Consider the following 25,011-nt stretch of genomic DNA (forward strand, 5'->3'; position numbering starts at 1 on the left):
GCACTGACATCGACCGAGTGAGCGACGCCGAGGACCACCCCGCATCGAGCGGATTGCGCGGCGGGATCGCGACCGGCGTCGGTTCCTGGCCGGGAGTGGAGCCCCGCGAGGCCGCCACCACCGTGCTCGGCGAACTGCCGGATCTGCCACATCTGGTGGAACTTCCGGGTCGCGGCGCGGGCGCGGACATGATCGGCCGGATGTCGGCGCTGCTGGTCGACATGCGATTCGACACCACCACCCGGGGCTATCGGCTCGCGCCGCGTCCGGGCGGGGTGTCCCGACGCGCTCGCGATCTGCTCCGCGGCGACCTCGACGCCCTCGAAGAGGCATGGGAGACAGCGGGTTCGGCGGGCTCGGGCCGTCCGATCAAGCTGCAGGTGGCCGGTCCGCTGACTCTCGCGGCTCAGGTCGAGCTGCCGAACGGACACCTGGCGGTCACCGATCCCGGTGCGCTGCGCGATCTTTCGGAATCCCTGGCCGAAGGCCTGGTGAATCATGTCGCCGAGGTCCGCAAAAGACTCGGCGCGGAAGTTGTGCTGCAACTGGACGAACCGTCGCTGAACGCCGTACTCGAAGGCGCCCTCAGTGGCGTCAGCATGCTCGACAGCGTCCGGTCGATGCCCGAGCCCGAAGCGCTCGCCATCCTGGACACGATGATCGCCACGCAGTCCGCGCCGGTTCTGATCCACAGCTGCGCCGAACCGCCCGCCCTCGCCTTCCTGCGCCGAAGTACCGCCGCCGCGATCGGATTCGACGTCGCCACGATCGGCACCCGCGACCTCGACAGCATCGGCGAAATTCTGGACGCCGGCAAACATCTGGTTCTCGGCCTCGTCCCGACCACCGCCCCCGCCAGCCCGCCGACCTGGCGCGACATCGCCGAACCGGGTGTCCGGCTCATCGACCGCCTCGGCTTCGCGCGCACCACGCTGGCCACTCAGGTCCTGGTCAGTCCCGCCTGCGGCCTCGGCACCGCGTCGCTGACCTGGGCCCGCAAGGCCGTCAGCCTGACTGCCGAGGTCGCTCGCGCCTACGCCGAAGACCCCGAGTCGCTCACCTTCGAGGAGCCGTCGGGGATCGCCTGACCCGCTGGTGGTCGTCGTAGGCCCGCACCTGACATCCAGTGCTGCGACGTGCGCTAACACTGCCGTGGGATGTCGGTGGCCTCCGCTAATGTGCGTTGGGTGAGTGACAGTGGTGCGGTGAACGATGGCGCGAGCGCGGCGGCCCCGGCGACGGCGGAACAGCGCGTCGAGTGGCAGCGGCTGGCGGACGAGGTGCGCGAGCATCAGTTTCGCTACTACGTGCGCGACGCACCGATCATCACCGACGGTGAGTTCGACACGTTGCTGCGGCGGTTGCAGGCGATGGAGGAGCAGCATCCCGATCTGCTCACCCCGGATTCGCCCACCCAGCTGGTCGGCGGCGGCTTCGCGACCGACTTCACCGCGGTCGATCATCTCGAGCGGATGCTGTCGCTGGACAACGTGTTCGACTTCGACGAGCTGCGCACCTGGGCGGCCAGGGTGGAGGTCGAAACCGGATCCGATCTGCACTATCTGTGCGAGGTGAAGATCGACGGTGTCGCGCTCAACCTGGTCTACGAGAACGGGCGGCTGGTGCGCGGCGCCACCCGCGGCGACGGGCGCACCGGCGAGGACGTCACGCTCAACGCCCGCACCATCGAGGACATCCCCGGCGAGCTCACGCCGACCGCCGAATTCCCGCTCCCGACGCTGCTCGAGGTGCGCGGCGAGGCGTACATGCGGCTAGAAGATTTCGAGACGCTCAACGCGGCCATCGTGGCCGAAGGTAAACCGCCGTATGCCAATCCGCGCAATACCGCGGCGGGCTCGCTGCGGCAGAAGGATCCGGCGGTCACCGCCCGGCGCAGGCTGCGGATGATCTGCCACGGATTCGGTCGCATCGAGGGCTACGCCCCTGCCTCGCAGCACGAGGCTTACCGCGCGCTCGCCGCGTGGGGTCTGCCGGTGTCCGAGCACACCAGGCTGGTGCAGGGCATCGACGCCGTCATCGAGCGCGTCGAGTACTGGGGCGTGCACCGGCACGACATCGAGCATGAGATCGACGGCCAGGTGATCAAGGTCGACGAGATGGCGCTGCAGCGTCGCCTCGGCTCCACCTCGCGGGCCCCGCGCTGGGCCATCGCGTACAAGTACCCGCCCGAGGAGGCGACCACCAAGCTGCTGAACATCGAGGTGAACGTCGGCCGCACCGGCCGGGTCACCCCGTTCGCGGTGATGGAACCGGTCTCTATCGCGGGCTCGACGGTCTCGATGGCCACCTTGCACAACGCCTCGGAGGTCAAGCGCAAGGGCGTACTGATCGGCGACACGGTCACCATCCGCAAGGCGGGCGATGTGATCCCGGAGGTGCTCGGCCCGGTGGTCGACGCGCGCACCGGCGCGGAGCGCGAATTCGTGATGCCGACGCACTGCCCGGCGTGCGGCACCGAATTGGCGGCACAAAAAGAGGGCGACGTCGATATTCGCTGCCCCAACCAGCAGTTCTGCCCGGCGCAGCTGCGCGAGCGGGTGTTCCATGTCGCCGGCCGCGGCGCGTTCGACATCGAATCGCTCGGCTACGAGGCCGCCAATGATCTGCTGAAGTCGCACGCGATCACCGACGAGGGCGACCTCTTCGACCTCGACGAGGCGGCGCTGCTCACCACCACGCTGTTCGCCAATAAGGACGGCGAGCTGTCCGCGAACGGCAAGCGGCTGCTGGAGAACCTGAACACGGCCAAGAACCGGCCGCTGTGGCGGGTGCTCGTCGCGTTGTCCATCCGGCACGTCGGCCCCACCGCGGCCAGGGTGCTCGCCCGCGAATTCGGCAGCCTCGACCGCATTCAGCACGCCTCGTCCGAGGAGCTGGCCGCCGCCGACGGCGTCGGCCCCACCATCGCCGCCGCGGTCGCGGAATGGTTCACCGCCAACTGGCATCACGAGATCGTGGACAAGTGGCGTGATGCCGGCGTGCGGATGGCCGACGAACGCGACGAGTCCATCGAACGCACCCTGGAGGGTTTGTCCATCGTGGTGACCGGCTCGCTGGAAGGGTTCTCCCGCGACGGCGCCAAGGAAGCGATCCTGGTTCGCGGTGGCAAGGCCGCCGGGTCGGTGTCGAAGAAGACCGCGTTCGTGGTGATCGGTGACTCGCCGGGGACCAAGGCCGCGAAGGCGGAGGAGCTCGGCGTGCCGATTCTCGACGAGGACGGGTTTCGGTTATTGCTGGAGGCCGGCCCGGAAGCGGTCGCACCGGCGACAGACGCCGACGCCGACGCCGACGCCGACGCCGACGCGGACGCGGACGCGGACGCGGAAGAGTAAGCGAGCAACCGGTCTTCGCCGACGATGTGTGCCGTCGGCGAACAGCGCTTGACCTGAACTTCACTTCAGGTATGAGGATGGAGCGGTAGGCAACTACCAGGAGGTTCTCATGGTTCGTCCCACCGCACTGATCACCGGCGCGTCCGCCGGATTCGGGCTGGCGCTCGGTCGCACACTCGTGCAACGCGGCTGGCGGGTGATCGGCACCGCCCGGCGGGCCGAGCGGTTGGCGCGGGTATCCGAGGAACTCGGCGCCGCGTTCATCGCGATTCCCGGCGATGTGACCGACCCGGCGCATCGGGCGCTGCTGGCCGAAACCGCAAGGAGCGCAGGGCAACTCGCGCTGGTCGTGAACAATGCGAGCAGGCTCGGGCCGAGCCCGCTGGTCCGACTCGCCGACTACCCGCTCGACGAACTCGACCTGGTCTATCGGACGAATGTCCTCGGCCCGCTCGCGGTGCTGCAGTTCGCGCTGCCGCTGCTGGCGCCAGGCGGCAGCGTGGTGAACATCAGCTCCGACGCCGCGATCGAGCCGTATCCCGAATGGGGCGGCTACGGTTCGTCGAAGGCGGCACTCGATCAGCTCACCGCGATCCTGGGCGCGGAGCATCCCGAGCTGTCCATCTATGCCTTCGATCCCGGCGACATGCGGACCGAGATGCACCAGGCGGCCTTCCCCGCCGACGACATCTCCGACCGGCCCGAACCGGACACGGTGGTGCCCGCGCTGTTGCGACTACTGGACGAGAAACCCAAGAACGCGCGTTATGTCGCAGCCGATTTCGCGGTGGGCCGCGCCTCATGACGGTCACGCTGGCGCAGCGCTCGTTCGTCCTGCCGCCCGAACGCAATGCCGTCGCCCCGCCGGAGGCGCGCGGACTAGCCCGCGACGAGGTCCGCTTGCTGGTGGCCGGAGATCAGCTCACGCACGCGCAGTTTCGGGAACTTCCGCAGCACCTGCGTCCGGGAGACCTTGTGGTGGTGAATAATTCGGCCACCCTCGCCGCGGCAGTCGACGGCAGAACGGGCGGCAAGCCGATCGCCCTGCACTTCGCGACCTGGCTGGACGACGGCGGCTGGGTGGTGGAGGTGCGCACCACCGCGCGCACTCCCTATCCCGCGGAGGAGCTTTCGGCAGGAATGGTCATTCAGCTGCCGGAGGGCGCGCGAGCCACGCTCCGCGCACCCTGGCTGGCCGGTGCGCGGCGCCTGTGGGTCGTCGACGTCAGCACTGATCCACGGTGCCTGCTCGAGGTTTACGGCTACCCGATCACCTATTCCTATGTCCCGCAACGATGGTCCGTCTCGTACTACGCAACGGTCTTCGGTCGCGTTCCTGGAAGTGCGGAAATGCCCAGCGCGGCAAGGCCGTTCACCGAACGTCTGGTGCTCGATCTGATCGCCGCCGGTGTCGGGATCGCGCCGATCACCCTGCATACCGGGGTGTCCTCGCCGGAGGCGGGTGAACCGCCGAGCCCGGAACGCTTCGTCGTCTCGGATTCGACCGCCCGCACGGTGAACGACGTGAAGGCGGCGGGCGGTCGCATCATCGCGGTCGGCACCACGGTGACCCGTGCGCTGGAGACCGCGGCCGATCCGTCGGGCCGGGTGCGCGCGGCGCGCGGCTGGACCGAGCTGGTCCTCGGCGACGATCGCCCGGCCCACGTGGTCGACGGGCTGATCACCGGCTGGCACGCGCCCGGAGCCTCGCACCTGGATCTGCTGGTCGCGGTGGCCGGCGAAAACGCCGTGCACGCGGCCTATTCGGCGGCATTGGACACGGGGTATCTCTGGCACGAGTTCGGCGACAGTGCCTTGCTACTGCGCGGGCGGTGCGGGCCGGGGCAGGTGGGCGGTGTCAGTTGGGGGTGACGGAGACGGTGGCGCTCTGCTGGCCCCCGATGATGAATCGCCCGCAGGTGCCATTGCTCAGTTCGAGCCGCGTCGGGACCGGCTGCTTCTTGGCGTTCAGGTAGATGGCCTCGGCGACGACATCGGCCCCCGTCATCGAGCACACCTTCGAGATCGTCTCCGCGCTGTAGCTCGCGCTTCCCGTCTGACAGCGGGGCTCGGCATTGGAGAAGAAGATTCGAGCGGAGCCGTCCGCGCACGTCTCGGCGACGGCCTGTGGCGCGACGACCACAATCGACCCCAAGCCGATGGCGGCGGCGACGGAGCTTCGGAATACCAGACGACGAACCGTCATACCTATCGTTACCCATCAGTGTCGAACGTTTCCAGCAATAACGGCACACGAACAAGTCGTGGCGTCCAGCATGCTAACCCGTAACCAGCGTCTTTGTCGGGGATCGGTCCGCTCCTACTACTAATGCGGGCACTATGCGCATCAGCTATGAATCCTTTCCGGGCTTGTTCGCGGTACGCGCGGGTAAGCCCTGCTGTCGCGGCATAGCGGCGGGGACGAAAGGATGTCGGGATGCTGCGCAGTTTTCAGGTGACGAATCACAGATCGCTGGCCGAGGGGCAGGAATTGCGGTTGACCAAGGGCGGTGGACCGGTGGCCGTGCCGGTAACCGCCATCCACGGTGCCGCCGCGGCGGGCAAGACGAACCTGATCGATGCGCTCGCGCAGATGCGCGACGCGGTGCTGCACTCGGTGACCGGCTGGGATCCCTACGCCGGACCGGCGCGTTCGCCGCATCTCGGATTCCCGGACCGCCCTTCGGAATTCGTCGCCGGATTCGTCGCCGAGGGGGTGCCGTACACCTACGGGTTCCGCCTCGACAACGCGGACGTGACGGCCGAATGGCTGTACACCCAGCCGCGCTCGCGCAAGCGAATCGTGTTCGAGCGCAACGGCGACCAGATCAAGATCGGGCCGATGTTCGAGGCGGCGCGCTACGGGATCGCCGCGCTGGTGCCGCTGGTGCGCCCGAATGCGTTGCTGCTCAGCCTCGCCGGGCAGATGTACGCCGATGCGCTGGTGCCCGCCTACCGCTGGTTCGAGTCGATGCTGGAGGTGCAGCTCGGTCCGGCCGACCCGGCCGCCATCGCGCACCGGCTCGGCGGTCACATCTCCCGGTCGCCGGAGCACGCGGCGCGCCTGCTCATGCTGTTGCGCACCGCCGAACTCGGCATCGCCGATCTGCTCATCGCGGAGAACGATCCGATGTACGCGGATTACCTGCGCGAGTTGGACGCCGACATCGCCGCGCTCGGCAAACAGATCGAACTGTGCGCCACCTCGCCCGGCTTCGCCGACCGGCTGCTGCAGGAGAACGGCTTCACCCCGGTGCTGCTGGAGCGCGAGCTGACCAATCTGAAGGCCGCCAGGGACGCGTTGTACGCGCGGATGGTTGCCCGGCGCGGGGTGGGCCTCGGCCTGGTGCACGACGGCATCGCGAACCCGTTCGACATCACCGACGAATCCGCCGCGACCCAGTCGCTGCTGCGGGTGCTGCCGACCATGCTCGACGCCCTGGACTCGGGCCGGGTGCTCGCCATCGACGACATCGGCGCGCGGCTGCCCGCCGAGGAGACCGACCGGCTGATCCAGCTTTTCCAGAATCCGGAAACCAATTCCCATGGCGCCCAACTGATCTACACCACGAACAACCGCGCGCTGATCGATCGCGGCAACGGGCGCTCCTCGCGCACCCGCAGCGCGGTCTGGCAGGTCCGCCGCACCGAGCACGGCACCAGCGAGCTCGCCACGGTGTAGCGACCGGCGGATGTGCGAGATCGCCCGCCGGGCGCAATAGCATGGGCACATGCTGGAGTTCGGAATGCTGTTGATCATGATCATCGCCCTGGCCGGGGTGGTCGCGGTCTATCTGCGCGGTCGCGGCGGCTTTCGGCCCGCGACGGGGGAGACCGGCACGCTCTACGTCACCGGTGTGAGCCCGCGTCCGGATGATCTGGCGGGTGAGCAGTTCGTGACCATTACCGGCAACGTGACCGGCCCGACGGTGCAGGGGACCGTCGTGTACGGGCGCTTCGCGTGGGACGTCAACGCGTGGCCGTCGATCGGCGATCTGATCACCGTCGCCTACCCGGCGGGCAAGCCGGAGCGCTGGCAGATCGTGCATCCCGGCGCCCGGCCTGGTCTCGGATCCTGACGAAGGCATGTGTGACGTAGACCGTGCTACGTCGAATGGCACCATGCCAGGTATGGATGCGAAGGCAGGTATCGGTGTCGAGAACGCGGGTTTGGTGATCCGGACGGCCCGGCCGGACGAGTACCCGGCGATCGGTGAGCTGACCGTCGAGGTCTACGTCGGCGACGGTTTCGTGCACGCGGACACCCCGTACGCGGCCGAGCTGGCCGACACCGCGCATCGCGGCGCCTCCGCGCAACTCCTGGTGGCCACGCACGCCGACCGGATCGTCGGCTCGCTCACCGTCGCCCGCCCCGGTACTCCCTACGCGGAGATCGCGCGTCCCGGCGAACTCGAGTTCCGCATGCTCGCCGTGTCGAAGTCGGCGCGTGGGCTCGGTGCGGGAACGGCGTTGGTGCGCACCGTGATCGACATCGCGAAGGCGGAAGGGTTCCACGCCGTAGCCCTCACCACGATGCCCGCCATGATCGATGCACGCCGCATCTACGACCGTTTCGGTTTCGTCCCGACACCGGACCGCGACTGGCACACCCCTTCGGGCGAATTACTCACCGTCCTGCGCCTGGACCTCCAGAACTGACGCCCAACGGCACCGCTGTTCGTGCGGTTGTCTCGTTGGGAGTGCGATATTTCGACCGCGAAAAGTCAGCCGAGGACGGTGGCGACGATGCCGGCGAGGTAGCCGAGTCGAGCCACTTCCGACGGGCGGAAGTCGGGTCCGCCGGGGCGGCCGAGCAGCAGCACCTTGCCGGTGTTGCCCAGGGGTGCGGCGGCCAGTTTGGTATCCATGTCGCGCCAGATCTCGGGGACCCACTCGGATTCGGGATCGAGGATGGCGGGCTTCTCCAACGGCATCCACGGCGCCGAACCCGCTTGTGTCTCCGGCGCACTCGGGCTGCCGACCACCCGGTAGGCGCCCTGCGGACCCATGTCGATGATGGTGCTCCAGCCGACGCGCAGCACCCGGGGCACGCCGTCGACGAGCACCTGCAGCCGGTCGTCCTTGGCGCTGGCCACCTGGTCGATGAGTTCGAGTTCGCGATGGGTGTCCAGCACGCCGGAGTACGGGCGGATGGAGTCGACGCGCACATCGCCGATCGATTCGGCGGCGGTGATCAGGGTGTCGGGCAGCGCGCCCTGCGGCACCTCGACGACCAGGTCGTCGACGGCGAAACCGGCGCCGCGCTCCACCACGTCCAACGAGAGAATGTCGGCGCCGACGGAGCCGAGTGCGAGCGCGAGGGCACCGAGGCTTCCCGGTCGATCCGGAAGTTGCACGCGGAGCAGATACGACACGTGCGTTCCTTTCCTAGGGCGGCCGAGGCTCTGAACGGATACCCGGGTCACGCAATACTTACACCCCCGCGCCCCGGTAAACGACTCGAAGTACGGCCAGTGATGTACGCCACGCGGCGATTTCGTGACAATACGGCGTGTCGAGCTAGTTGGGAAACCGTGTCGTCGAACCGGATCGACCGAATCATTGCCGTGCGCGGCCCGCCAAGCCTACCGCCGGGTTCGGACATGAGCGTCCGGTGTCGCACTGTTGTGGCTAGGCTGCGTCCGATATGCGATGTTCGGGCGATTAGGCCGTATTCCTTTGTGTCCCTAGGTCGCGATCGCGCTGGGGTCGAGATATCGCAGCTCCGATCCTGCATCGAAGTAGCGGTATCCGGGTGCGGCCGTGCGGCGTGATCGTGTGGGCCGAGGCATGGGCGGCGGGGGTTGGGTCGGCGGCGGTGGCTAGGCTGTACCGGTTGGATATGGCGTGTCCGTTTCGGGTGGGCCGTATCCTGTTGCGTCCCTGCGACGCGATCCCCACTGTTGACACCGAAGCCGAAAGGGGTCCCGCGGTGCCCGCCATCTCCCGTGACGAGGTAGCACATCTCGCCCGGCTGTCCCGGCTCGCGCTGTCCGAAGCCGAACTGGATCAGTTCGCCGGTCAGCTGGATTCGATCCTGAGCCACGTGCGGACCATTTCCGAGGTCGCCGCCGCCGATGTCCCGGCCACCGCGTCGCCGAACCCGACGACGAACGTGACCCGGCCCGATGTGGTCGTGCCCTGCCTGACCCCGGAGCAAGCGCTGTCCGGCGCCCCGGCGGCCGAGGAGCAGAAGTTCGTGGTTCCGCAGATTCTGGGAGAGGCCGAATGAACGCCGCATCGCGTAGCGATCCGATGGGGGGCGGTGGCCGGGAGACGGGTGGGCCCGACCTGACCACGCTTTCTGCTGCCGAGCTTGCCGACAAAATTCACGGCGGCGAGGTGTCCTCGGTCGAGGTCACCCAGGCACATCTGGATCGGATCGGCGCGGTCGACGGCGAGTACCACGCGTTCCTGCACGTCGCGGGGGAGCAGGCGCTCGAAGCGGCCGCCGCGGTCGATTCGGCGATCGGCTCCGGTGCCGCGCCCGCGTCGCCGCTGGCCGGAGTTCCGTTGGCGCTCAAGGACGTATTCACCACCACCGACATGCCGACCACCTGTGGATCGAAGATCCTGGAGGGGTGGGTATCGCCCTACGACGCGACGCTGACCACCCGGTTGCGCGCGGCGGGCATCCCGATCCTCGGCAAGACCAACATGGACGAGTTCGCGATGGGTTCGTCCACCGAGAACTCCGCGTACGGCCCCACCCGTAACCCATGGGACACCACCCGCATCCCCGGCGGCTCCGGCGGTGGTTCCGCGGCCGCGCTGGCCTCGAACCAGGCGCCGCTGGCCATCGGCACCGACACCGGCGGGTCGATCCGTCAGCCCGCCGCGGTGACCGCGACCGTCGGCACCAAGCCGACCTACGGCACGGTGTCGCGTTACGGCCTGGTCGCCTGCGCGTCCTCGCTGGACCAGGGCGGCCCGTGCGGGCGGACGGTGCTCGACACCGCGCTGCTGCACGAGGTGATCGCCGGGTACGACCCGCGCGACTCCACCTCGCGCAACGTGCCGGTGGCACCGGTCGTCGCCGCGGCCCGCGAAGGCGCCAAGGGTGACCTGAGCGGTGTGAAAGTCGGTGTGGTGAAGGAACTTCACTCCGACAGCTACCAGCCGGGTGTGCTCGAATCCTTCGACGCCGCGGTCGCGGTGCTGAAGGAACTCGGCGCCGAGGTGATCGAAGTGTCTTGTCCGCACTTCGAATACGCGCTGTCGGCCTACTACCTGGTGATGCCGTCCGAGGTGTCGTCCAACCTGGCCCGCTTCGACGCGATGCGCTACGGCCTGCGCGTCAGCGACGACGGGTCGCACAGTGCCGAGCAGGTCATGGCGGCCACCCGCGCCGCCGGATTCGGCCCGGAAGTCAAGCGCCGCATCATGATCGGCACCTACGCGCTGTCGGCCGGTTACTACGACGCGTACTACGGCCAGGCGCTGAAGGTCCGTACGCTGATCGCGCGCGACTTCGACAAGGCCTACGAGCAGGTCGACGTGCTGGTCTCGCCGACCAGCCCGTTCACCCCGTGGAAGCTGGGCGAAAAGGTCGACGATCCGCTGGCCATGTACCTGTCCGACCTGTGCACCCTGCCCACCAACCTGGCGGGCCACCCCGCCATGTCGGTCCCGTCGGGGCTGAGCAAGGACGACGGCCTCCCGGTCGGCTTCCAGATCATGGCCCCCGCCCTCGCCGACGACCGCCTGTACCGCGTCGGCGCGGCCTACGAGGCCGCCCGCGGCCCCATCGCCTGACGGGTCGTCGAACTTCGCACACCTGCTCGAGACTTCGCACACCGGCCAGCTAGCTGACACGTATGCGAAGTCTCGACGGGGTGTGCGAAGCAGTCCTGGCTGATGCCCGCGAGGGCAGATGCGACTTCGCAGACGTCCTCGACGTAGGTCTGCGACCGTGCCGCAGAACATCGAAATCCGCACTCCCTCTTGGGATCCCGCACTCGGAATAGGGCCCTGGTCCGGGTGCGGCTCCCTAGAAAAAGTGCGGATTTTGCCGGTGGTGGCGGGGGTCAGGTGGTGCGGAGGTATTGGGCCTGGTCTTTGACGCTTGTGGTCATGGCGGCGAAGCCGCGTTGCAGGTGCTTGCCGAGTAGAGCGACCACTACGGGGTGTAGCCAGCCCGCGAGTTCGAAGTGGGATTCGTAGCGGGTGCGGTTGGTGTCGAGGGGGGTGAGGGTGTGGGAGCGCAGGCTGTGCAGGGTGTTGAGGGGGACGGGCTTCATGGCGTAGCTCAGTTCGTGGCCCGGGGTGTGCGAGCGGATGAATTCGCGTTGGCGGCGGGGGCGGGCGCCGAGGTGAACCAGCATGTCGATCGGCTCGCCAGGGACCAGCGAGCTACTGCATTCGCTGACGAACGGATTCCACTCGCCGAAGCGGGGGAAGTCGGTGAGCACCTGCCAGACGAGCTCGGCGGGCGCGTCGATGTCCACGGTGGCGTCGATGACAAAGGCCATGCCGCCAATTAGAACACGTTCTAAGGGTTGTTGATCTCGCGGAGCATCTGTCAGCACGTGCCCATCGCGGTGCCCTGGTCGATGCCGTAGCGATGGCCGTGGCCTGCGGGGGCGTTGAGGGCGGCGAGTAGGTCGGCGGTGGTTTGGACGAAGCTCAGGATCGGGAGCCACCGGGGCAGTGGGGCGTCCAGGCGGGCGCCGGTCAGGGCGGGGGCGCGCCAGAGTAGGGCGGGGGACCAGTGGACTACCGGGTCCGAGCTGTTGGCCAGTACGGTCGCGCCGGCGCGGTGTACCTGTCCGGCGGGTGGGCCGGCCCAGAGGGTGGCGCAGGTGCGGCGATCCTGGTCCGCGTCGTCGGCGAAGACCGAGCTGCCGCCGATGGCGCCGAGGCTCTGGCCGTAGAGGTAGAGGTTGGGCTTGTGGTCGAGTGTGCGGATTCGATTTTCGACGGCGGTGAACAGCGCCCGCGCGGCGGTGACCGCGTCATCGCGACCGAAGACGAAGGTCACCCAGCTCGGGGCGTACGAGTACTGCAGGCCGACGAGGGCGACGTCGCCGCCGAAGCGCTGATCGAAGCCGCGCACGGCGTTGCTGTCGATCCAGCCGGAACCGGTCGGCACCATCACCACGAGGTTGGACCGGGTGAAGGCGCCGGTGCGATCCAGCTCCCGAACGGCCAGCGCGACACGGGATTCCAGATCCGGCGCCGACTCCACCCCGACGTAGACCCGAGCCGGTCCCGCACCGCTGACGAACTTTCGTCCCTCGGCACCGAGCGACGACCAGCGCACCGCCGACTCCGCACCACCCGAGGCGTCCGAGATCGGCTGCACCAGAGCAGGATCCAGTGCCGCGTTGGCGCCGGCATACGCCGTCTGCCGCCAGCCGACCACCATGGGCGTCGCGACGAGGTACAGAAACGCCGCCACGGCCGCGACCAGCGAAACCCCACGCGCCCACCCCAACTTGCGTAGCACCCAACCCATCCCACGGGAGAACCCCACGAACACGCCGGTGATCAGCACCGCCTCGATCAGCCACCGCGGCCAGTAATCGGCCCCGATCGGCGCCGTGCTCATCGCCGCTCGCACCATGTTCTGCCAATGTCCGGCCAGTGCCGCCGCGCCGATCACCAATGCCGACATCACGATCAGCAACGGCTGCCGCACCCGCGGCAACCGCTGATTGATATCGAAACCCCAGCGCCGCAGCACGAATCGGACGATCCCCGCGATACCCAAGGTCAGCGCAACCAGCAATCCGGTCAGTACCGCCTGCGCATCCGGCGTCCGAGGCAGCAGCCCCGGCGCCAGCGATGCCAGCGTGCCCGCCCCGAACGCCAGCGCCGACCCGATCCGCGGCCGCGAGAAGCGCTGTACCGCAGTCGATGCCGTGGCAATCGCCCACTTCGGCCGACGATCGTCACGCAGCGCAGTTCGCGCCCGCAGATCATCGAAGCCGAACGTCGTACCCACACCGACCGGCCTCGAATGCGTGCTCGTCATCGCTGAACCCCCAGCACCGCAGCACCATTCAGCGCCCGACCCGAACCGGCGACCGGTCGAACCCGCTTCTTGTTCCGCACCGTGAGCACCGCCCCGAGACCGGCCATGCCCGCCCCGAGCACTCCGAGCATCGTCCAGCTGGTCGCCGAATCAGCGTCGGCCGCACCGAAAACCGACTCGACGACCGGCGCGCCATATCCCTGTCGCCGCGAATTCAGATCGACGAAGGTGAAAGCGATCGAGGCCATCGCATTGCACCGAGCCCGCGAGAACGAATCGCCCCGGCTGTCGCAAGCCTCGTGCATATGCCGTTCGAGGGTGTTGTCCAGCGCCTGGCGCGCCCACGGCCCGAGCGGCTCGCCGCGCTGCTCGGCGTAGCGGAGCAGGTCGTACCCCAGGTCGTGCGCCTTGCACGCGGTCTCGAACTCGGCGGGCAGGGTCACCGGTGACGAGCAGTCACCCCGTGGATTCACCACCAACCCGTCGACGGTGCTCGGCCGATAGCCGAACTGCGCGGTGAAGTCGTCCGAGATGGCGGCCGTCGAGCCGGGGCCACCCGAGGTCAGCTCGGCGACCGCCGCGCTGGCCATGCTGCTCTCGATCGGTGCGCTCGCGGCCGCGGCCTGCGGCGCGGGCGCCAGGAAGACGCCCGCCGCCATGGTGGTCAACGCCACGGCGGTCAGTGCCGCGGTGCGCCGCATCGCGAAACTCGTTGCCGCCGCGGACCTCGCGTTGGTCGGTGTGCTCATGATCTACAAGCTAGGGATCCGCCCCGCTCGCGGGCCTCACGCCGGAGAGCGGTATCGGTGGCCATGCCGCCGGGGGAGCCCGGTCACGGCCTCGCACCTGGGTACGGGGTACGAAATCACCCGGGGGTATGACGTGGCAGCACGCTGGACTTTCTAGGGTCGTAGGTATGAAGCAGCAGATCCGTGCCCGGAACAAGCGAATGAGCGGACGGATGCGGTTCGACGCCTTGACGGTGATCGTCGCCCTCATCTTCTTCGCGGTGGCGTGGCCGACGCTGCACCTCACCCATGCGGTGCCGGTCGCGGTGCAGCCGTTCATCGCGGCCCTTGCCGCGTTCCCGGTGCTGCTGGTCCGGGTCAACCCGGCGCTCGGCTGGGCGATCTCGGCGGGGTCCGGGTTGCTCATTTCCCTGGCCATCCCGCATCAGCCGAACAACGATATGCCGATCCAGGTCGTGCATGTGCTGACGCTGTTCGTATTGCTGCTCGCGGTGGCGGTGCGGGGGACGGTGCCGATCATCGGTGTGGCCTGGGCCGCGACGTCGCTGCTGCTCGGCACCACGATGGCGAGCGAGGCAGGCGGAAATTCGGTGTGGGGCTGGCCGATCGCACTCGGCGCGGTGGTGCTGTTCGGCCTGCTGGTGCGCTGGCTGGTGCAGTCGCGCAAGCAGTTGATGCAGCAGGAAGAGGTGACCGAGGTCGAGCGGGCCCGCCGGGCGATCCTGGAGGAGAAGGCCCGCATCGCCCGCGACCTGCACGACGTGGTTGCGCATCACATGTCGCTGGTGGTAGTGCAGGCGCAGACCGCGCCCTACCGGGTGGAGGGGGTAACCCCTGCCGCCCGTGCCGAATTCGAATCCATCGGCGCTACCGCCCGGGAGGCGCTCAACGAGATCCGCGGCATGCTCGGCGTGCTGCGCAGCGACGGCCAGGCACCCGAGCACGCGCCGCAACCCAAGGCCGCCGATGTGCCGAGCCTGTTCGAGGGCGCGTTGCGCGCGGGTGTGCGGATCGCCTGGACGGTCGACGGTGTGCTGGAGACCGTCCCCGACACCGCCGGTCTCGCGCTCTACCGGATCACCCAGGAGTCGTTGTCGAACGCGTCACGGCACGCGCCGGAGGCATCGATCCAGGTGCACCTGAGCGTCGGCCCGATCGTGGACCTCGTCGTCAGTAACGGCCCCACCGCCACGGTGGCACGTCCCGTCGGCAACGGCGGGCACGGCATCGCGGGCATGCAGGCCAGGGCAGTCGCGGTCGGCGGCGAGCTGACCGCGGGCCCGAGCGCCGACGGCGGGTTCCAGGTGCACGCGCGCATTCCGCTGAGCCAGTCGGTGACACTCGACCCGGCGCTGCTCGGTCAAGCCGGTAACTGAGCCGTCTCGCTCGCCGCGCCCGCGTCCGCTTAGGGTAGGGCTGTGGCAATAACCGTGTTGATCGCTGATGACCAGGCGATGGTGCGGCAGGGCTTCGGCGCCCTGCTCGCCGCCCAGACTGACATCAGCGTGGTGGGGGACGCGTCGGACGGGAAGATCGCGGTGGCCGAGGCCAAGCGGCTGCGCCCCGACGTGGTCCTGATGGACGTGCGGATGCCGGAGATGAACGGACTCGACGCGGCTCGCCTGATCCTGGCCGCCGGGTTCGACCCGCCGGTGCGGGTGCTCATGCTCACCACGTTCGACATCGACGATTATGTGTACGAGGCGCTGAGCATCGGCGCGAGCGGGTTCCTGCTCAAGGACGCGCCCGCCGAAGAGCTGGTGCGCGCGGTCCGGGTGGTCGCCGACGGTCAGGCCCTGCTGGCCCCGACCGTCACCCGGCGCCTCATCGCCGACGTCACCCGCCGCCGTTCCGCCACCCGCGCGAAGCCCGCGCCCGCGCTGGCCTCGCTGACGCCGCGCGAGCGCGAGGTGCTGGAGCTGATCGCGAAGGGCATGTCCAACACCGAGATCGCGGAGTCGCTGTTCGTCGCCGAGCAGACCGTGAAAACGCATGTCTCCAAGGTCTTTTCGAAGCTGAACCTGCGCGACCGCGCGCAGGCGGTGGTGCTGGCCTACGAATCAGGTCTGGTCACGCCGGGCTGACGCGCGGCCCGTCACTGCGCGCAGGTGCCGCCGCGCAGCTCGGCCAGGTGCCTGCCGAGCAGCACGGCCATCCGGCTGAGGATGGCCGTGGCGTCTTCGTAGGTGCCCGAATCGGCCTGTGCCGCAAGGGCGACGGCGACCATGCCGGATTGCGTCGGCACCACGCCGAATTGGCGGACCGTGTAGATGCCGGTGTCGTCGTCCGGTCCCCAGCCGCCCTTGAACGCGGAGCCCGCCAAAGTGCCGAGCCCCCAGGACTGATCGGGGGTGATCTCCGACATCAGCTCGGTCACCTTGAACGTCTGCGGCAGGCACGGCAGCCGGGACGCGAACCGCGCCTGGTTGGCCAGCGTCCACTCGGTCTGCCCGAATGCCGTGTAGTCCAACTTGGTTCGCGGCCCGGCCACGGTGGTGGTGGAGTCGGCGCCCTCGTCGATCACTTCCTGCACCGCCTCGGCGGCGGCCTGCCCGTCACCGAGCGATTGCCAGAGTTCCTCTGCCGCATCGTTGTCCGAGACGGTGATCGCGGCCTCGGCGTCCTCGAAGATGCTGGTGTCCGAGTCGTGCCGCAGTGCCGCGATGGCCAGCGGGACCTTGATGGTCGACCAGGCGATGCCGCTGGTCCAGTCGCCGAAGATGGTCATCCGGCCGCCGCCGACCGGCATGATCGCCAGGCCGACCTGGCCGCCGAGGGAGGGCTGCAGCTGAGTGAAGTCGGCGGCCAGCGAATCGGGGATGGACACCGAAAGGCCAGGGCGGAACGATCCGGCGGTATCGACGACGACCGCGGGCCGGTCGGACTTGTGCCGGTCGCCGGGGAGCAGCGCGCACGAGGTCAGGCCGAACACCGCGACCAGGGCCGTGGCGCGCAGCACACCGCGCAACGCAGCACCGGTACCCGTCGACTTCACCACGCGTCCTCCCCACCACCCATCACTGCGTGTCATCGCTGTCAGTCGGCGGTGCAAAATTTAGCTCATCGGTCCGACCCGGTCGGTAACCGGGCGTAAGGCCATTATGAACGCGCCGTACTTCGTTGACGTGACCATGATGTCTCTCCCATAGTTTCACCGATTTTCCCCGAGAATTCGAAACCGCGTGGCCACGGGGTTACCGGCTATGCTCCAAGCTCTGTATGACGCGCTCGGACGTGACATCCGGGGGCCGCGGTTCGATGGAAGGGATTGTGTTGCTGACCAGCGGTGCGGTTTTCGCCGGGTTCACCATCGAGAAGCTGCTCGGTCAGGGTGGCATGGGATCGGTGTACCTGGCTCGCCATCCCAGATTGCCACGGCAAACCGCGCTCAAGCTGCTCAACCGGGAGCTGTTCACCGATACCGAGGTGCGGGCGCGGTTCGAGCGGGAGGCCGATCTGGCCGCGCAACTCGATCATCCGAACATCGTCGCGGTGTACGACCGCGGCACCGAGGACGATCAGCTGTGGATCTCCATGCAGTACGTGGACGGCGTCGACGCGGCAACGGTGACCCCGCGCAACCTGCCGCCGGAGCGGGCGGTGCAGATCATCGAAGGCGTTGCCGGGGCACTGGATTACGCGCACGGCATGGGCGTGCTGCACCGCGACGTGAAGCCGGCGAACATCATGCTGGCCCGATCCAGCGGCGGGCACAAGGAGCGGGTGTTCCTCACCGACTTCGGAATCGCCAGGCTGCGTGAGGATTCCACGCACCTGACGCAGACCGGGATGTTCACGGCGACGCTGGCCTACGCGTCGCCGGAGCAGATGACCGGCGCGCATCTTGATCACCGTTCCGATCAGTACTCGCTGGCGTGCGCGCTGTTCTGGCTGCTGACCGGCATAGCGCCGTTCGACTCGCCCGCACCGGCCGACATCATCCGTGGCCACCTGCAGCTGCCGCCGCCGTCCGCGGCCGCGCGGCGGGCGGGCCTGCCGCCCGCGCTGGACACGGTGATCGCGGTGGCGATGGCCAAACGTCCCGACCAGCGGTTCGCGTCCTGCCTCGACTTCGCCGCCGCCGCACGGCAAGCGCTCACCGCGCCGGTGCCCGCCACGCCGTACACCCCGCCGCCGGCCCCGACGGTGCTCGCCCAGCCGTCGAGCCAAGGCCAGTACCCGCCGAACTACGCCACGTCGGCCCCTACCTACGCGGCACCGCCGCAGTACGCGTCGAACCCGGTTGCCGGGCAGCAGTTTCCGTCCGCCGGTTATTCCGCGCCAGCACAGAACTCCGTTGCCGGACCGTCGTTCACCCCGGCCAGCGGTGGTTACTCGCCGCCTAACCCCGTTGCCGGGCAATCCTTCTCGCCGCCGCCGATGGGTTATGCCCCGGCGAACCCCGGCCCGGCCTACCCGCCGCCCGCGCGCCGTTCGAACACGGGCCTGATCGTGGTACTCGTGCTGATCGTCGTGGTCGTGCTGGCGGTCGCCGGAATCGCGATAGCGAAACTGGGAAAGTCGGATCCGGCGTCGCCACTGGACTTCGGCAAGACACCCGGATCGGGCACGCCCGCGGATCCGGCGGCCGTCGCCAAGGCCTTCCCGAAGATTCTCCCGCAGGGCGTCGACACCCAATTCGGGATCGGCAGCGGCAAGGGCTATCACGACAAGACCTGCTTCCTGGACACCGCCAAGGCGGGCGGAAAAATATCCAGCGACGACAACGCCCCCGACTTCCCGAACTGGCAGTCCGGCTGGAACTGCTGGGGCGTCCCGATCAACGAGCCCGACTTCATCGTGGTCGCCTTCAAGACGCCCGACGACGCCAAAGCGGCTGTGCGCGACCTGCCGTCGAACACCAAGGCGACCGAACGCAACGGCGGCAAGTCCTACCCGACGTACCGGTGGCAGAAGTCGGCAAGCGGTTTCCCGGACGGGTTCCTGGTCGTGAGCTTCGACGCCGATCCGGCGCGGTCGAGCTATTTGTTCTTCGCCAAGGTGACGCTCACCGACAGCCAACCGGACTCCGGATTCGGCATGACGCAGCAGAAGTTCAAGGCCTGGTTCGCGGACCTGCCTTTGTAGCCAACGGAATTCAGTCGACGGCCAGCGCTTCCACGATCGGCATCCGGCCCGCGCGCAGTGCGGGCGGTATCGAACCGAGCAGGGCGAGCGTGAGCGCTGCCGAACCGTAGACCAGCAGCATCGGACTCGGCTGATAGACGATGTCGATGGTGAGCGCGTGCGCCATGGCGACGGTGGCCAGGTATTGCACGGCGGCGCCGACGACGAGACCCAGTGCCGCGCCGACCAATCCGATCCCGGCCGCCTCGGCGAGCACCGAGCGCATCAGGAACTTGCGGTTCGTGCCCATCGCCCGCAGCACGCCCAGTTCCCTGCGGCGTTCGAGCACCGACAGCATCAACGTATTCAACAGGGCCACCGTGGCAACCAGCACCACGATCCAGAGGATGGCGTTGCTCATCGCCGAGCCCTGCCGAATGCTGGCGGAGACAGCGGTGACCGCGGCCGCGCCGGTATCCACGTGGATCTCCGGCGGCACCACCTGCCGCACCGCGGCCTGCACCGCCGCGTGGTCGGCGCCGGGCGCGAAGTCGACCGTCACGACCGTCTCGCCCGGCCGCTCGTACCATCGCCGCAGCACGTCGACGTCCATCATGACCACGCCCGATACCGCCGAAAAGTACGGAATCACTTGCCGCACAGTGACGGTGTGTTCGCCGGTGGGTGTCGGCAAACGCAGCTGGGCGCCGACTCCGACGCCGAGCGATTTCGCCACATCACGCGATACCGCCACGCCATCACCGGCGGACAGCTGTGCGACGACCGCGTCGTCCAGCTTGCCCATCTGGGATTCGCGCGCGTTGGCCGGATAGCCCTGCAGCATCACCCTTCCGGTGCCGAGCGTGGCGAAGGCCATCTGCGCCGGGCTGACCCGCTCGACGCCGGGGACCGCGGCGATCCGGTCCACCAGTCCGGCGGGCAGCAGCGGACCCGTCGGGAACTCCGCTATCGGGGCGGGGCTGATGTACAGATCATCCTTGGCCAGGTCTTGGAAAGAGGCGGTTGCGGAGTCGACCATGTTGCGCGACGCACCACCCATGGTGACCGTGGCCGCCACGCCGATCAGCACGGTCATCGCGGTCGCCCACACCCGGCGCGGCGCCCGCTCCAGCGTGGTCGCGCCGAGGGCACCGGGCGCGCCGAACAGGCGGGCGGTCGCCGCGGCGGCCCGGACCAGTGGACCGGTCGCGGCGAAACAGAGCACGATGGCCGCGGTGAACGCGGAAGAGATGGCGGCCAGCGAATAGCGGCCAAGGTCCAACTCGGCGATCACGATCGCCAGCGCGGCCAGCGCGAGGCCCGCGACGGTCGCGGCCCAGCGCAGCAGCGGGCTCGTCACGTCGGTGCGGCCGACGCCGACCGGTACCAGCGCCTCGATGGGTTCCACCTTGTACACCTGGCGCGCGGCCAGGCCGGCCGCGGCGACGCTGGCGACCACACAGGCGCCGATCGCGACCGGAATCGCGTAGCCGGGCACCAGGTACTCGGTGCGCGCCTCCACCGACGACACGATGGCGGCGGGCAGCTGGCCGATCGCCATGCGCCCCATGACGATTCCGAGCAGCGCGCCGACGCCGCCGCCGAGCACGCCGAGCAGCGCGGCCTCGGCGAGCAGGTCGCGCACCATCGGCCCGCGCTTGCCGCCGATCGCGCGCAACAGCGAAAGCATGGGCCTGCGCTGGGCGATCGCCATGCTCATCGCGTTGTAGATGAGAAAGGCCGAAACGATCAGCGCCGCAACCGAAGCCATCATGGTGGAGTACCGCACCAGCTGCACCGCGCCGCCCGCCTGCGCGGTGCGCAGGCTCGGCTCCGCGACCACGGCACGACCGTCGACGACCTTGGTGAGTTCGGCACGCAACGTGTCGACCGGGGTGCCCGGCGCCGGGATGATCTGAATGGAATCGAGCCGCCCGACCCGCCCGGTGACCTGCTGCGCCAGTCCGAGCGGTGCCGCGACGAGATGGCCGCCGTTGAGTTGCTTCGAGGTCGCCTTGTCGAGAATCCCCGCGACAGTGACGGTTCCGGAGCCGAGGGTGAACCGCTCGCCCTCCGCGTGCCCCATCGCGGCACCGACCAGGACGCCGTTGGGCACCGCAAGCAGCTTGCCGATCTGCGCCGTCATCGGCCCGGCCAGCTCGCTGCCCAGCGCGCCGATATTCTGGTCCGCCCCGATCAGCAGCGCCCGATCGGAACCCGAGCCGATCTGCGCGCGCAGCATCGGCACCGCCTTCTCGACCCCGGGCGCGGTCGCGATCCGTGGCAGCAGTTGCTGATCGAAGCCCGCGTCGGTGACGCCGGTGACCTCGAGCGCGGCCCGGCCGCCGAGGCTGTGCGTGAGCCGGTCCACCGACCCGGTGACCGAACCCGAGATGCTGAGCACCGCGACCAGCAGGCCCGCCGACACCCCCATCACCACCAGCGACATGGTGGTACGCCCGCGGTGCCCGAGCAGTTCGCCGACGTTGAACAGCCGCAGTCGATCCCATGCGGCGCCGATCACGCGCGGACCGATCGCTCGGTGCGATCGTTCGAGCCGATCCGCCCGTCGTGCAACGTGATCACCCGGTCGCAATGGGCGACCGCGTCGTTGTCGTGGGTCACCATCACCACCGAATTGCCGGATCCGGCTATCTCGCCTAGCAATTCGAGGATCGAGGCGCCGGTCTTGGAGTCCAGGTTGCCGGTGGGCTCGTCGGCCAGGATCAGCGGCGGATCCATGATCATCGCGCGGGCCACCGCGACCCGCTGCATCTGACCGCCGGACAGCTCGGCAGGCCGATGACTCGCCCGATCGCTCAGCCCGACGAGGTCGAGCAGCTCCAGCGCGCGCGGCTTGGCCTTGCGTAACCCGGTGCCGTCCAGCAACTTCGGGATCGCGACGTTCTCCCACGCGGACAGCGTGGGCAGCAGGTTGAAGAATTGGAAGATGAAGCCGACGCGGTGGCGGCGGAACTCGGACTGGCGCTCATCGTCGAGCGACCCGATCTCCTCACCCTGGAACAGGATCGAACCCGCGTCCGGGGTATCGAGGGCGCCGAGCAGGTGCAGCAGCGTGCTCTTGCCCGAGCCGGAAGGCCCGATGATCGAGGTGAATTCGCCGGGTTCGATCCGCAGGCTGATCTCGTCGAGCGCGCGGACCGTCTGCTCACCGACTCGATATTCCTTGGTCACCCCGGATAATTCGAGCATCGCGGTATTCGACATCGTTGTCCCCCCACCTTGTTCGGTCGGTCACCAGTTCAGTGTCGCGCACTTATCGCGCCAGCACCGCTGCCTCATGGTTGCGGCGACGATACTGTGCATCCAGGACGGCGCGCAGCACCGGCTGCTCGGCGGCCAGCTCGAGGTAAGCATCGATCGCCGACTGTCCTTGTGCCAGCGCTTGATCCAGCTTCGCGTCGAGATGGATGTTCCAGCGATAGCGCAGGGCAAGTAACACTCCGTCCGCACCGCCGAACAGCCGCTCCAGCTCCGGGATTTCGGTGAACAGCCGTGGATCGGCTGGATCGACGGCGGCGCGAGCCAGGACGGTGTGCACAATTTCGGTGCGGGCGTGCTGATCTTTCCAGGACATGAGCCTCGCCTTTCCGTGTGACGCTGCGACTCACGCTACGGCCGAGCCGGTCCGGCTGTCTTCGTGCCGGAGACCCGAATCGATCTCCGCCCACGGTAGGAGAAACGACCCGCTCCCGGAACGATGTACGGGCCAGGACCGGGCAGTTAGCCTTACCGGATGGGTGTGATCGGCGTGCCCACCCCGGCGCGTGCATCGAGTCTGGTGGCCCGCGCGTACCGGCGCGTGGTGCTCGGTCTGCGCCGCTCCGGCGACCGCGTCGCCGAGTTCGCCCGACACCCGGTGACTGTGTTCCAGCGCCGGGTCGAGGAACTCCCTTTCGACTATCCGCCGTCGGTCATCTTCGTGGTCGATATCGCGGTGTGCCTAGTCGCCATTGTGGCCGCGATCCAGCGGCACAGCTACTTCCCGACCGCCCTTCCGATCCTTGCCGTGCTGCTGACCACCGCCTTCGGACCGATGTACGCGTTCCTCGGGGTGATACCGCGGCCGGTGACCCTCGCCCTGCTCGCGATGGGGGCCGAGGCGCTGTTCCTGCTGCAACCGGTCTCGCCGGACTTCGCGCCGTTCGTGCTAGTCGCGGCGGCGGGCGAGGTGGCGGCGCTCACCGGACTGCGGGTCAGCGTGCCGATCACCGCCGCGATGATGCTCGAACTGGTCTTGTTCGACATGTACGGCCATCTGTCCGAGGGCTTGCCGACCTACCTGGTCACCGTGCTGGTCACCGTCGCGTTCGGCTGGATGGCCGGGCTGCTGCTGCAGTATCAACGCCGATTCCTCTATCAGGAACGTGGTTATCAGGACATCCGCGCGGCCCAGGCCGCCGACGAGGAACGCCGCCGGATCGCCCGCGAGGTGCACGACGTGATCGCGCACTCGCTGAGCATCACCCTGCTGCATCTCACCGCGGCGCGGCACGCCCTGCAGACCGATCGTGAGGTAGACGAGGCGGTGGATTCGCTCACCGAGGCCGAAAAACTGGGCAGGCAGGCCATGGCCGACATCCGGCGCACCGTCGGGCTGCTCGACGCGCGGCCGTCGAAACTTCAGCCGGAACCCGGCGTCGAGGACATCGCGAGTCTGGTCGGCGATTTCGCCAGGGCCGGGCTCGAGGTGCGCTACGTGTGCGCCGAGGATCTGCGCGCGGTGACGCCGGCGGTCGGTCTCGCGCTGTATCGGATCGGGCAGGAGTCGCTGGCCAATGTCGTCAAGCACGCGCCGGGTGCCGCCGCGTCGATCCAGGTCGCGGTGGATAGCGCGTCGGCGATATTGACGGTGGACAACACACTGCCCGGCGGTCTGCCCGCGCAGCGGGGAGCCGGGATGGGTGTGTCGGGGATGGTGCAGCGCGCGGAACTGCTCGGCGGCCGAATGATCGCGGGTCCGTGCGACGGCGGCTGGTCGGTCCGGGTGGCTATTCCGCTCGCTCCGGCTCGCGCGGGGTTCGGGTGCGCAGCGTGGGCCGGGATGTCGCACGGCGGCTCGTCGGCGATACGGGAATCGTGATGAGACACCATCGCGACTGGAAGGAGTCCCTGTGACAGCGGCATCGCCGTCGAGCGCCGACGACGCGGTCACCGTGCTGGTGGTCGACGACCAGGAGTTGGTCCGCGGCGGCCTGCGCCGCATCCTGCGGCGCCGCGACGGATTCGTGGTCGGCGAATGCGCCGACGGCGACGAGGTGCTCGCCGCGGTGGTGGCTCAGCGGCCCGACGTGGTGCTGATGGATCTGCGGATGAAACGTGTCGGCGGCATCGACGCCACCCGCGTCCTGCGCGCTCGCGACGGATCACCGCCGGTGCTGGTGCTGACCACCTTCGACGACGATCAGCTGCTCTCCGGCGCGCTGCGGGCGGGCGCGGCCGGCTTCATCCTCAAGGACGCGCCCGCCGAGGATCTGATTCGCGCGGTGCGGATGGTCGCGGGCGGCGGCGCCTGGCTCGACCCGTCGGTCACCGGACACGTGCTGTCGGCCTATCGCACCGTGCGGCCGAGCCCGACACGCGCCAACACGCGGTTGTCGGAGCTGACCGCGCGCGAGTACGAGGTGCTCGAATTGATCGGACGCGGCCGGGTGAACACGGAGATCGCCCGCGAACTAGGTATTTCCGAAGTCACCGTGAAAAGCCATGTCGGACACATATTCGGCAAGCTCGAGCTGCGAGATCGGGCCGCCGCGATCGTCTTTGCGTTTGACCACGGGGTGGTGACACCCGGAGAATCCAACCTTTGACGGGCAGGCGTCGCGAGAGTTATGCGTGCACTCCT

General features: G+C 68.6%; 23 protein-coding genes. 14 read left to right on the forward strand and 9 right to left on the reverse strand.

Annotation, left to right across the window (positions count from 1 at the left end; all coding sequences use genetic code 11):
* Window positions 1–17 precede the first annotated feature (17 nt).
* The 4 genes from ACIBCN_RS14685 to ACIBCN_RS14700 all read left to right on the forward strand — a co-directional run bounded on the left by ACIBCN_RS14685 (window position 18) and on the right by ACIBCN_RS14700 (window position 5,225).
* Window positions 18–1,088, forward strand: a complete 1,071-nt coding sequence (locus tag ACIBCN_RS14685; RefSeq protein ID WP_396992051.1) for a methionine synthase — start codon at window positions 18–20, stop codon at window positions 1,086–1,088.
* Between the two features lie 117 nt (window positions 1,089–1,205).
* Window positions 1,206–3,353, forward strand: a complete 2,148-nt coding sequence (gene ligA / locus ACIBCN_RS14690; RefSeq protein ID WP_396992567.1) for an NAD-dependent DNA ligase LigA — start codon at window positions 1,206–1,208, stop codon at window positions 3,351–3,353.
* Window positions 3,354–3,462: 109 nt separating this feature from the next.
* Window positions 3,463–4,158 (forward strand): SDR family oxidoreductase, encoded by a 696-nt coding sequence (locus ACIBCN_RS14695; protein ID WP_396992052.1) that lies wholly within the window; start codon window positions 3,463–3,465, stop codon window positions 4,156–4,158.
* On the forward strand, window positions 4,155–5,225 hold the full coding sequence (locus ACIBCN_RS14700) for an S-adenosylmethionine:tRNA ribosyltransferase-isomerase (RefSeq protein ID WP_396992053.1): 1,071 nt from the start codon (window positions 4,155–4,157) through the stop codon (window positions 5,223–5,225). The genes ACIBCN_RS14695 and ACIBCN_RS14700 overlap by 4 nt, the downstream gene beginning before the upstream one ends.
* Here ACIBCN_RS14700 and ACIBCN_RS14705 read toward each other — a convergent pair.
* Window positions 5,212–5,559, reverse strand: coding sequence for a hypothetical protein (locus ACIBCN_RS14705; RefSeq protein ID WP_396992054.1), 348 nt, complete (start codon window positions 5,557–5,559; stop codon window positions 5,212–5,214). The two genes, ACIBCN_RS14700 and ACIBCN_RS14705, sit on opposite strands and share 14 nt — an antisense overlap.
* 231 nt (window positions 5,560–5,790) lie before the next feature.
* Between ACIBCN_RS14705 and ACIBCN_RS14710 the strand changes: the two genes are divergently transcribed.
* The 3 genes from ACIBCN_RS14710 to ACIBCN_RS14720 are packed head-to-tail and all read left to right on the forward strand — an operon-like array spanning window position 5,791 to window position 8,012.
* The gene (locus ACIBCN_RS14710; RefSeq protein ID WP_396992055.1) at window positions 5,791–7,035 is read left to right on the forward strand and encodes an ATP/GTP-binding protein; all 1,245 of its coding nucleotides are present in this window, start codon (window positions 5,791–5,793) and stop codon (window positions 7,033–7,035) included.
* A gap of 49 nt (window positions 7,036–7,084) precedes the next feature.
* Window positions 7,085–7,432 (forward strand): hypothetical protein, encoded by a 348-nt coding sequence (locus tag ACIBCN_RS14715; RefSeq protein WP_396992056.1) that lies wholly within the window; start codon window positions 7,085–7,087, stop codon window positions 7,430–7,432.
* Between the two features lie 52 nt (window positions 7,433–7,484).
* Window positions 7,485–8,012: a GNAT family N-acetyltransferase gene (locus ACIBCN_RS14720; protein ID WP_396992057.1), complete on the forward strand. Its 528-nt coding sequence runs from the start codon at window positions 7,485–7,487 to the stop codon at window positions 8,010–8,012.
* A gap of 65 nt (window positions 8,013–8,077) precedes the next feature.
* Here ACIBCN_RS14720 and ACIBCN_RS14725 read toward each other — a convergent pair whose 3' ends face one another.
* Window positions 8,078–8,728, reverse strand: a complete 651-nt coding sequence (locus ACIBCN_RS14725; protein WP_014987212.1) for an amino acid-binding protein — start codon at window positions 8,726–8,728, stop codon at window positions 8,078–8,080.
* 557 nt (window positions 8,729–9,285) lie between these two features.
* On the opposite strand from ACIBCN_RS14725, the gene gatC reads away from it, so the two are divergent.
* Both gatC and gatA read left to right on the forward strand, forming a co-directional pair.
* Window positions 9,286–9,585, forward strand: coding sequence for an Asp-tRNA(Asn)/Glu-tRNA(Gln) amidotransferase subunit GatC (gatC, locus tag ACIBCN_RS14730; RefSeq protein WP_396992058.1), 300 nt, complete (start codon window positions 9,286–9,288; stop codon window positions 9,583–9,585).
* On the forward strand, window positions 9,582–11,108 hold the full coding sequence (gatA, locus tag ACIBCN_RS14735) for an Asp-tRNA(Asn)/Glu-tRNA(Gln) amidotransferase subunit GatA (RefSeq protein WP_396992059.1): 1,527 nt from the start codon (window positions 9,582–9,584) through the stop codon (window positions 11,106–11,108). Before gatC ends, gatA begins: the two co-directional genes overlap by 4 nt.
* Before the next feature lie 272 nt (window positions 11,109–11,380).
* On the opposite strand, the gene ACIBCN_RS14740 is transcribed toward gatA, so the two are convergent.
* Genes ACIBCN_RS14740 through ACIBCN_RS14750 form a run of 3 tightly spaced genes read right to left on the reverse strand, consistent with a single transcriptional unit; the run spans window position 11,381 to window position 14,078 of the window.
* Window positions 11,381–11,824 (reverse strand): SRPBCC family protein, encoded by a 444-nt coding sequence (locus ACIBCN_RS14740; protein ID WP_396992060.1) that lies wholly within the window; start codon window positions 11,822–11,824, stop codon window positions 11,381–11,383.
* Between the two features lie 50 nt (window positions 11,825–11,874).
* Window positions 11,875–13,329 carry an alpha/beta-hydrolase family protein gene (locus ACIBCN_RS14745; protein WP_396992061.1) on the reverse strand — a complete coding sequence of 485 codons (1,455 nt, stop codon included), beginning with the start codon at window positions 13,327–13,329 and terminating at the stop codon, window positions 11,875–11,877.
* Window positions 13,326–14,078: a hypothetical protein gene (locus tag ACIBCN_RS14750; protein ID WP_396992062.1), complete on the reverse strand. Its 753-nt coding sequence runs from the start codon at window positions 14,076–14,078 to the stop codon at window positions 13,326–13,328. Before ACIBCN_RS14750 ends, ACIBCN_RS14745 begins: the two co-directional genes overlap by 4 nt.
* A gap of 167 nt (window positions 14,079–14,245) precedes the next feature.
* Between ACIBCN_RS14750 and ACIBCN_RS14755 the strand changes: the two genes are divergently transcribed.
* Complete coding sequence (locus ACIBCN_RS14755) at window positions 14,246–15,454, forward strand: sensor histidine kinase (protein WP_396992063.1); 1,209 nt, start codon at window positions 14,246–14,248, stop codon at window positions 15,452–15,454.
* Window positions 15,455–15,496: 42 nt separating this feature from the next.
* Complete coding sequence (locus ACIBCN_RS14760) at window positions 15,497–16,162, forward strand: response regulator (protein ID WP_396992064.1); 666 nt, start codon at window positions 15,497–15,499, stop codon at window positions 16,160–16,162.
* An 11-nt stretch (window positions 16,163–16,173) separates the two neighbouring features.
* On the opposite strand, the gene ACIBCN_RS14765 is transcribed toward ACIBCN_RS14760, so the two are convergent.
* Entirely contained in the window at window positions 16,174–17,076 is a 903-nt protein-coding gene (locus ACIBCN_RS14765) for a hypothetical protein (RefSeq protein WP_396992065.1), read from the reverse strand.
* 260 nt (window positions 17,077–17,336) lie between these two features.
* Here ACIBCN_RS14765 and ACIBCN_RS14770 point away from each other — a divergent pair, with 260 nt between their 5' ends.
* Window positions 17,337–19,166 carry a protein kinase gene (locus ACIBCN_RS14770; protein WP_396992066.1) on the forward strand — a complete coding sequence of 610 codons (1,830 nt, stop codon included), beginning with the start codon at window positions 17,337–17,339 and terminating at the stop codon, window positions 19,164–19,166.
* Between the two features lie 10 nt (window positions 19,167–19,176).
* Here the strand turns inward: ACIBCN_RS14770 and ACIBCN_RS14775 are convergent, their stop codons facing one another.
* Genes ACIBCN_RS14775 through ACIBCN_RS14785 form a run of 3 tightly spaced genes read right to left on the reverse strand, consistent with a single transcriptional unit; the run spans window position 19,177 to window position 22,743 of the window.
* Window positions 19,177–21,669, reverse strand: coding sequence for an FtsX-like permease family protein (locus ACIBCN_RS14775; RefSeq protein ID WP_396992067.1), 2,493 nt, complete (start codon window positions 21,667–21,669; stop codon window positions 19,177–19,179).
* A complete protein-coding gene (locus ACIBCN_RS14780) occupies window positions 21,666–22,373 on the reverse strand; it encodes an ABC transporter ATP-binding protein (RefSeq protein WP_396992068.1) in 708 nt (235 codons plus the stop codon). The genes ACIBCN_RS14775 and ACIBCN_RS14780 overlap by 4 nt, the downstream gene beginning before the upstream one ends.
* A gap of 49 nt (window positions 22,374–22,422) precedes the next feature.
* On the reverse strand, window positions 22,423–22,743 hold the full coding sequence (locus tag ACIBCN_RS14785) for a hypothetical protein (protein ID WP_396992069.1): 321 nt from the start codon (window positions 22,741–22,743) through the stop codon (window positions 22,423–22,425).
* 159 nt (window positions 22,744–22,902) lie between these two features.
* On the opposite strand from ACIBCN_RS14785, the gene ACIBCN_RS14790 reads away from it, so the two are divergent.
* Entirely contained in the window at window positions 22,903–24,249 is a 1,347-nt protein-coding gene (locus tag ACIBCN_RS14790) for a sensor histidine kinase (RefSeq protein WP_396992070.1), read from the forward strand.
* Window positions 24,250–24,280: 31 nt separating this feature from the next.
* Window positions 24,281–24,976: a response regulator gene (locus ACIBCN_RS14795; RefSeq protein ID WP_396992071.1), complete on the forward strand. Its 696-nt coding sequence runs from the start codon at window positions 24,281–24,283 to the stop codon at window positions 24,974–24,976.
* Window positions 24,977–25,011: the final 35 nt, after the last annotated feature.

It is taken from the genome of Nocardia sp. NPDC051052 (assembly GCF_044456045.1).
GTDB lineage: Bacteria > Actinomycetota > Actinomycetes > Mycobacteriales > Mycobacteriaceae > Nocardia.

Bases quoted from the DNA above. Each gene is read 5' to 3' on its own strand.
- ACIBCN_RS14695 (WP_396992052.1), top strand. From the start codon at position 3,463: ATGGTTCGTCCCACCGCACTGATCACCGGCGCGTCCGCCGGATTCGGG.
- ACIBCN_RS14700 (WP_396992053.1), top strand. From the start codon at position 4,155: ATGACGGTCACGCTGGCGCAGCGCTCGTTCGTCCTGCCGCCCGAACGC.
- ACIBCN_RS14705 (WP_396992054.1), bottom strand. From the start codon at position 5,559: ATGACGGTTCGTCGTCTGGTATTCCGAAGCTCCGTCGCCGCCGCCATC.
- ACIBCN_RS14710 (WP_396992055.1), top strand. From the start codon at position 5,791: ATGCTGCGCAGTTTTCAGGTGACGAATCACAGATCGCTGGCCGAGGGG.
- ACIBCN_RS14715 (WP_396992056.1), top strand. From the start codon at position 7,085: ATGCTGGAGTTCGGAATGCTGTTGATCATGATCATCGCCCTGGCCGGG.
- ACIBCN_RS14720 (WP_396992057.1), top strand. From the start codon at position 7,485: ATGGATGCGAAGGCAGGTATCGGTGTCGAGAACGCGGGTTTGGTGATC.
- gatA (WP_396992059.1), top strand. From the start codon at position 9,582: ATGAACGCCGCATCGCGTAGCGATCCGATGGGGGGCGGTGGCCGGGAG.
- ACIBCN_RS14740 (WP_396992060.1), bottom strand. From the start codon at position 11,824: ATGGCCTTTGTCATCGACGCCACCGTGGACATCGACGCGCCCGCCGAG.
- ACIBCN_RS14745 (WP_396992061.1), bottom strand. From the start codon at position 13,329: ATGACGAGCACGCATTCGAGGCCGGTCGGTGTGGGTACGACGTTCGGC.
- ACIBCN_RS14750 (WP_396992062.1), bottom strand. From the start codon at position 14,078: ATGAGCACACCGACCAACGCGAGGTCCGCGGCGGCAACGAGTTTCGCG.
- ACIBCN_RS14755 (WP_396992063.1), top strand. From the start codon at position 14,246: ATGAAGCAGCAGATCCGTGCCCGGAACAAGCGAATGAGCGGACGGATG.
- ACIBCN_RS14770 (WP_396992066.1), top strand. From the start codon at position 17,337: ATGGAAGGGATTGTGTTGCTGACCAGCGGTGCGGTTTTCGCCGGGTTC.
- ACIBCN_RS14780 (WP_396992068.1), bottom strand. From the start codon at position 22,373: ATGTCGAATACCGCGATGCTCGAATTATCCGGGGTGACCAAGGAATAT.
- ACIBCN_RS14785 (WP_396992069.1), bottom strand. From the start codon at position 22,743: ATGTCCTGGAAAGATCAGCACGCCCGCACCGAAATTGTGCACACCGTC.
- ACIBCN_RS14790 (WP_396992070.1), top strand. From the start codon at position 22,903: ATGGGTGTGATCGGCGTGCCCACCCCGGCGCGTGCATCGAGTCTGGTG.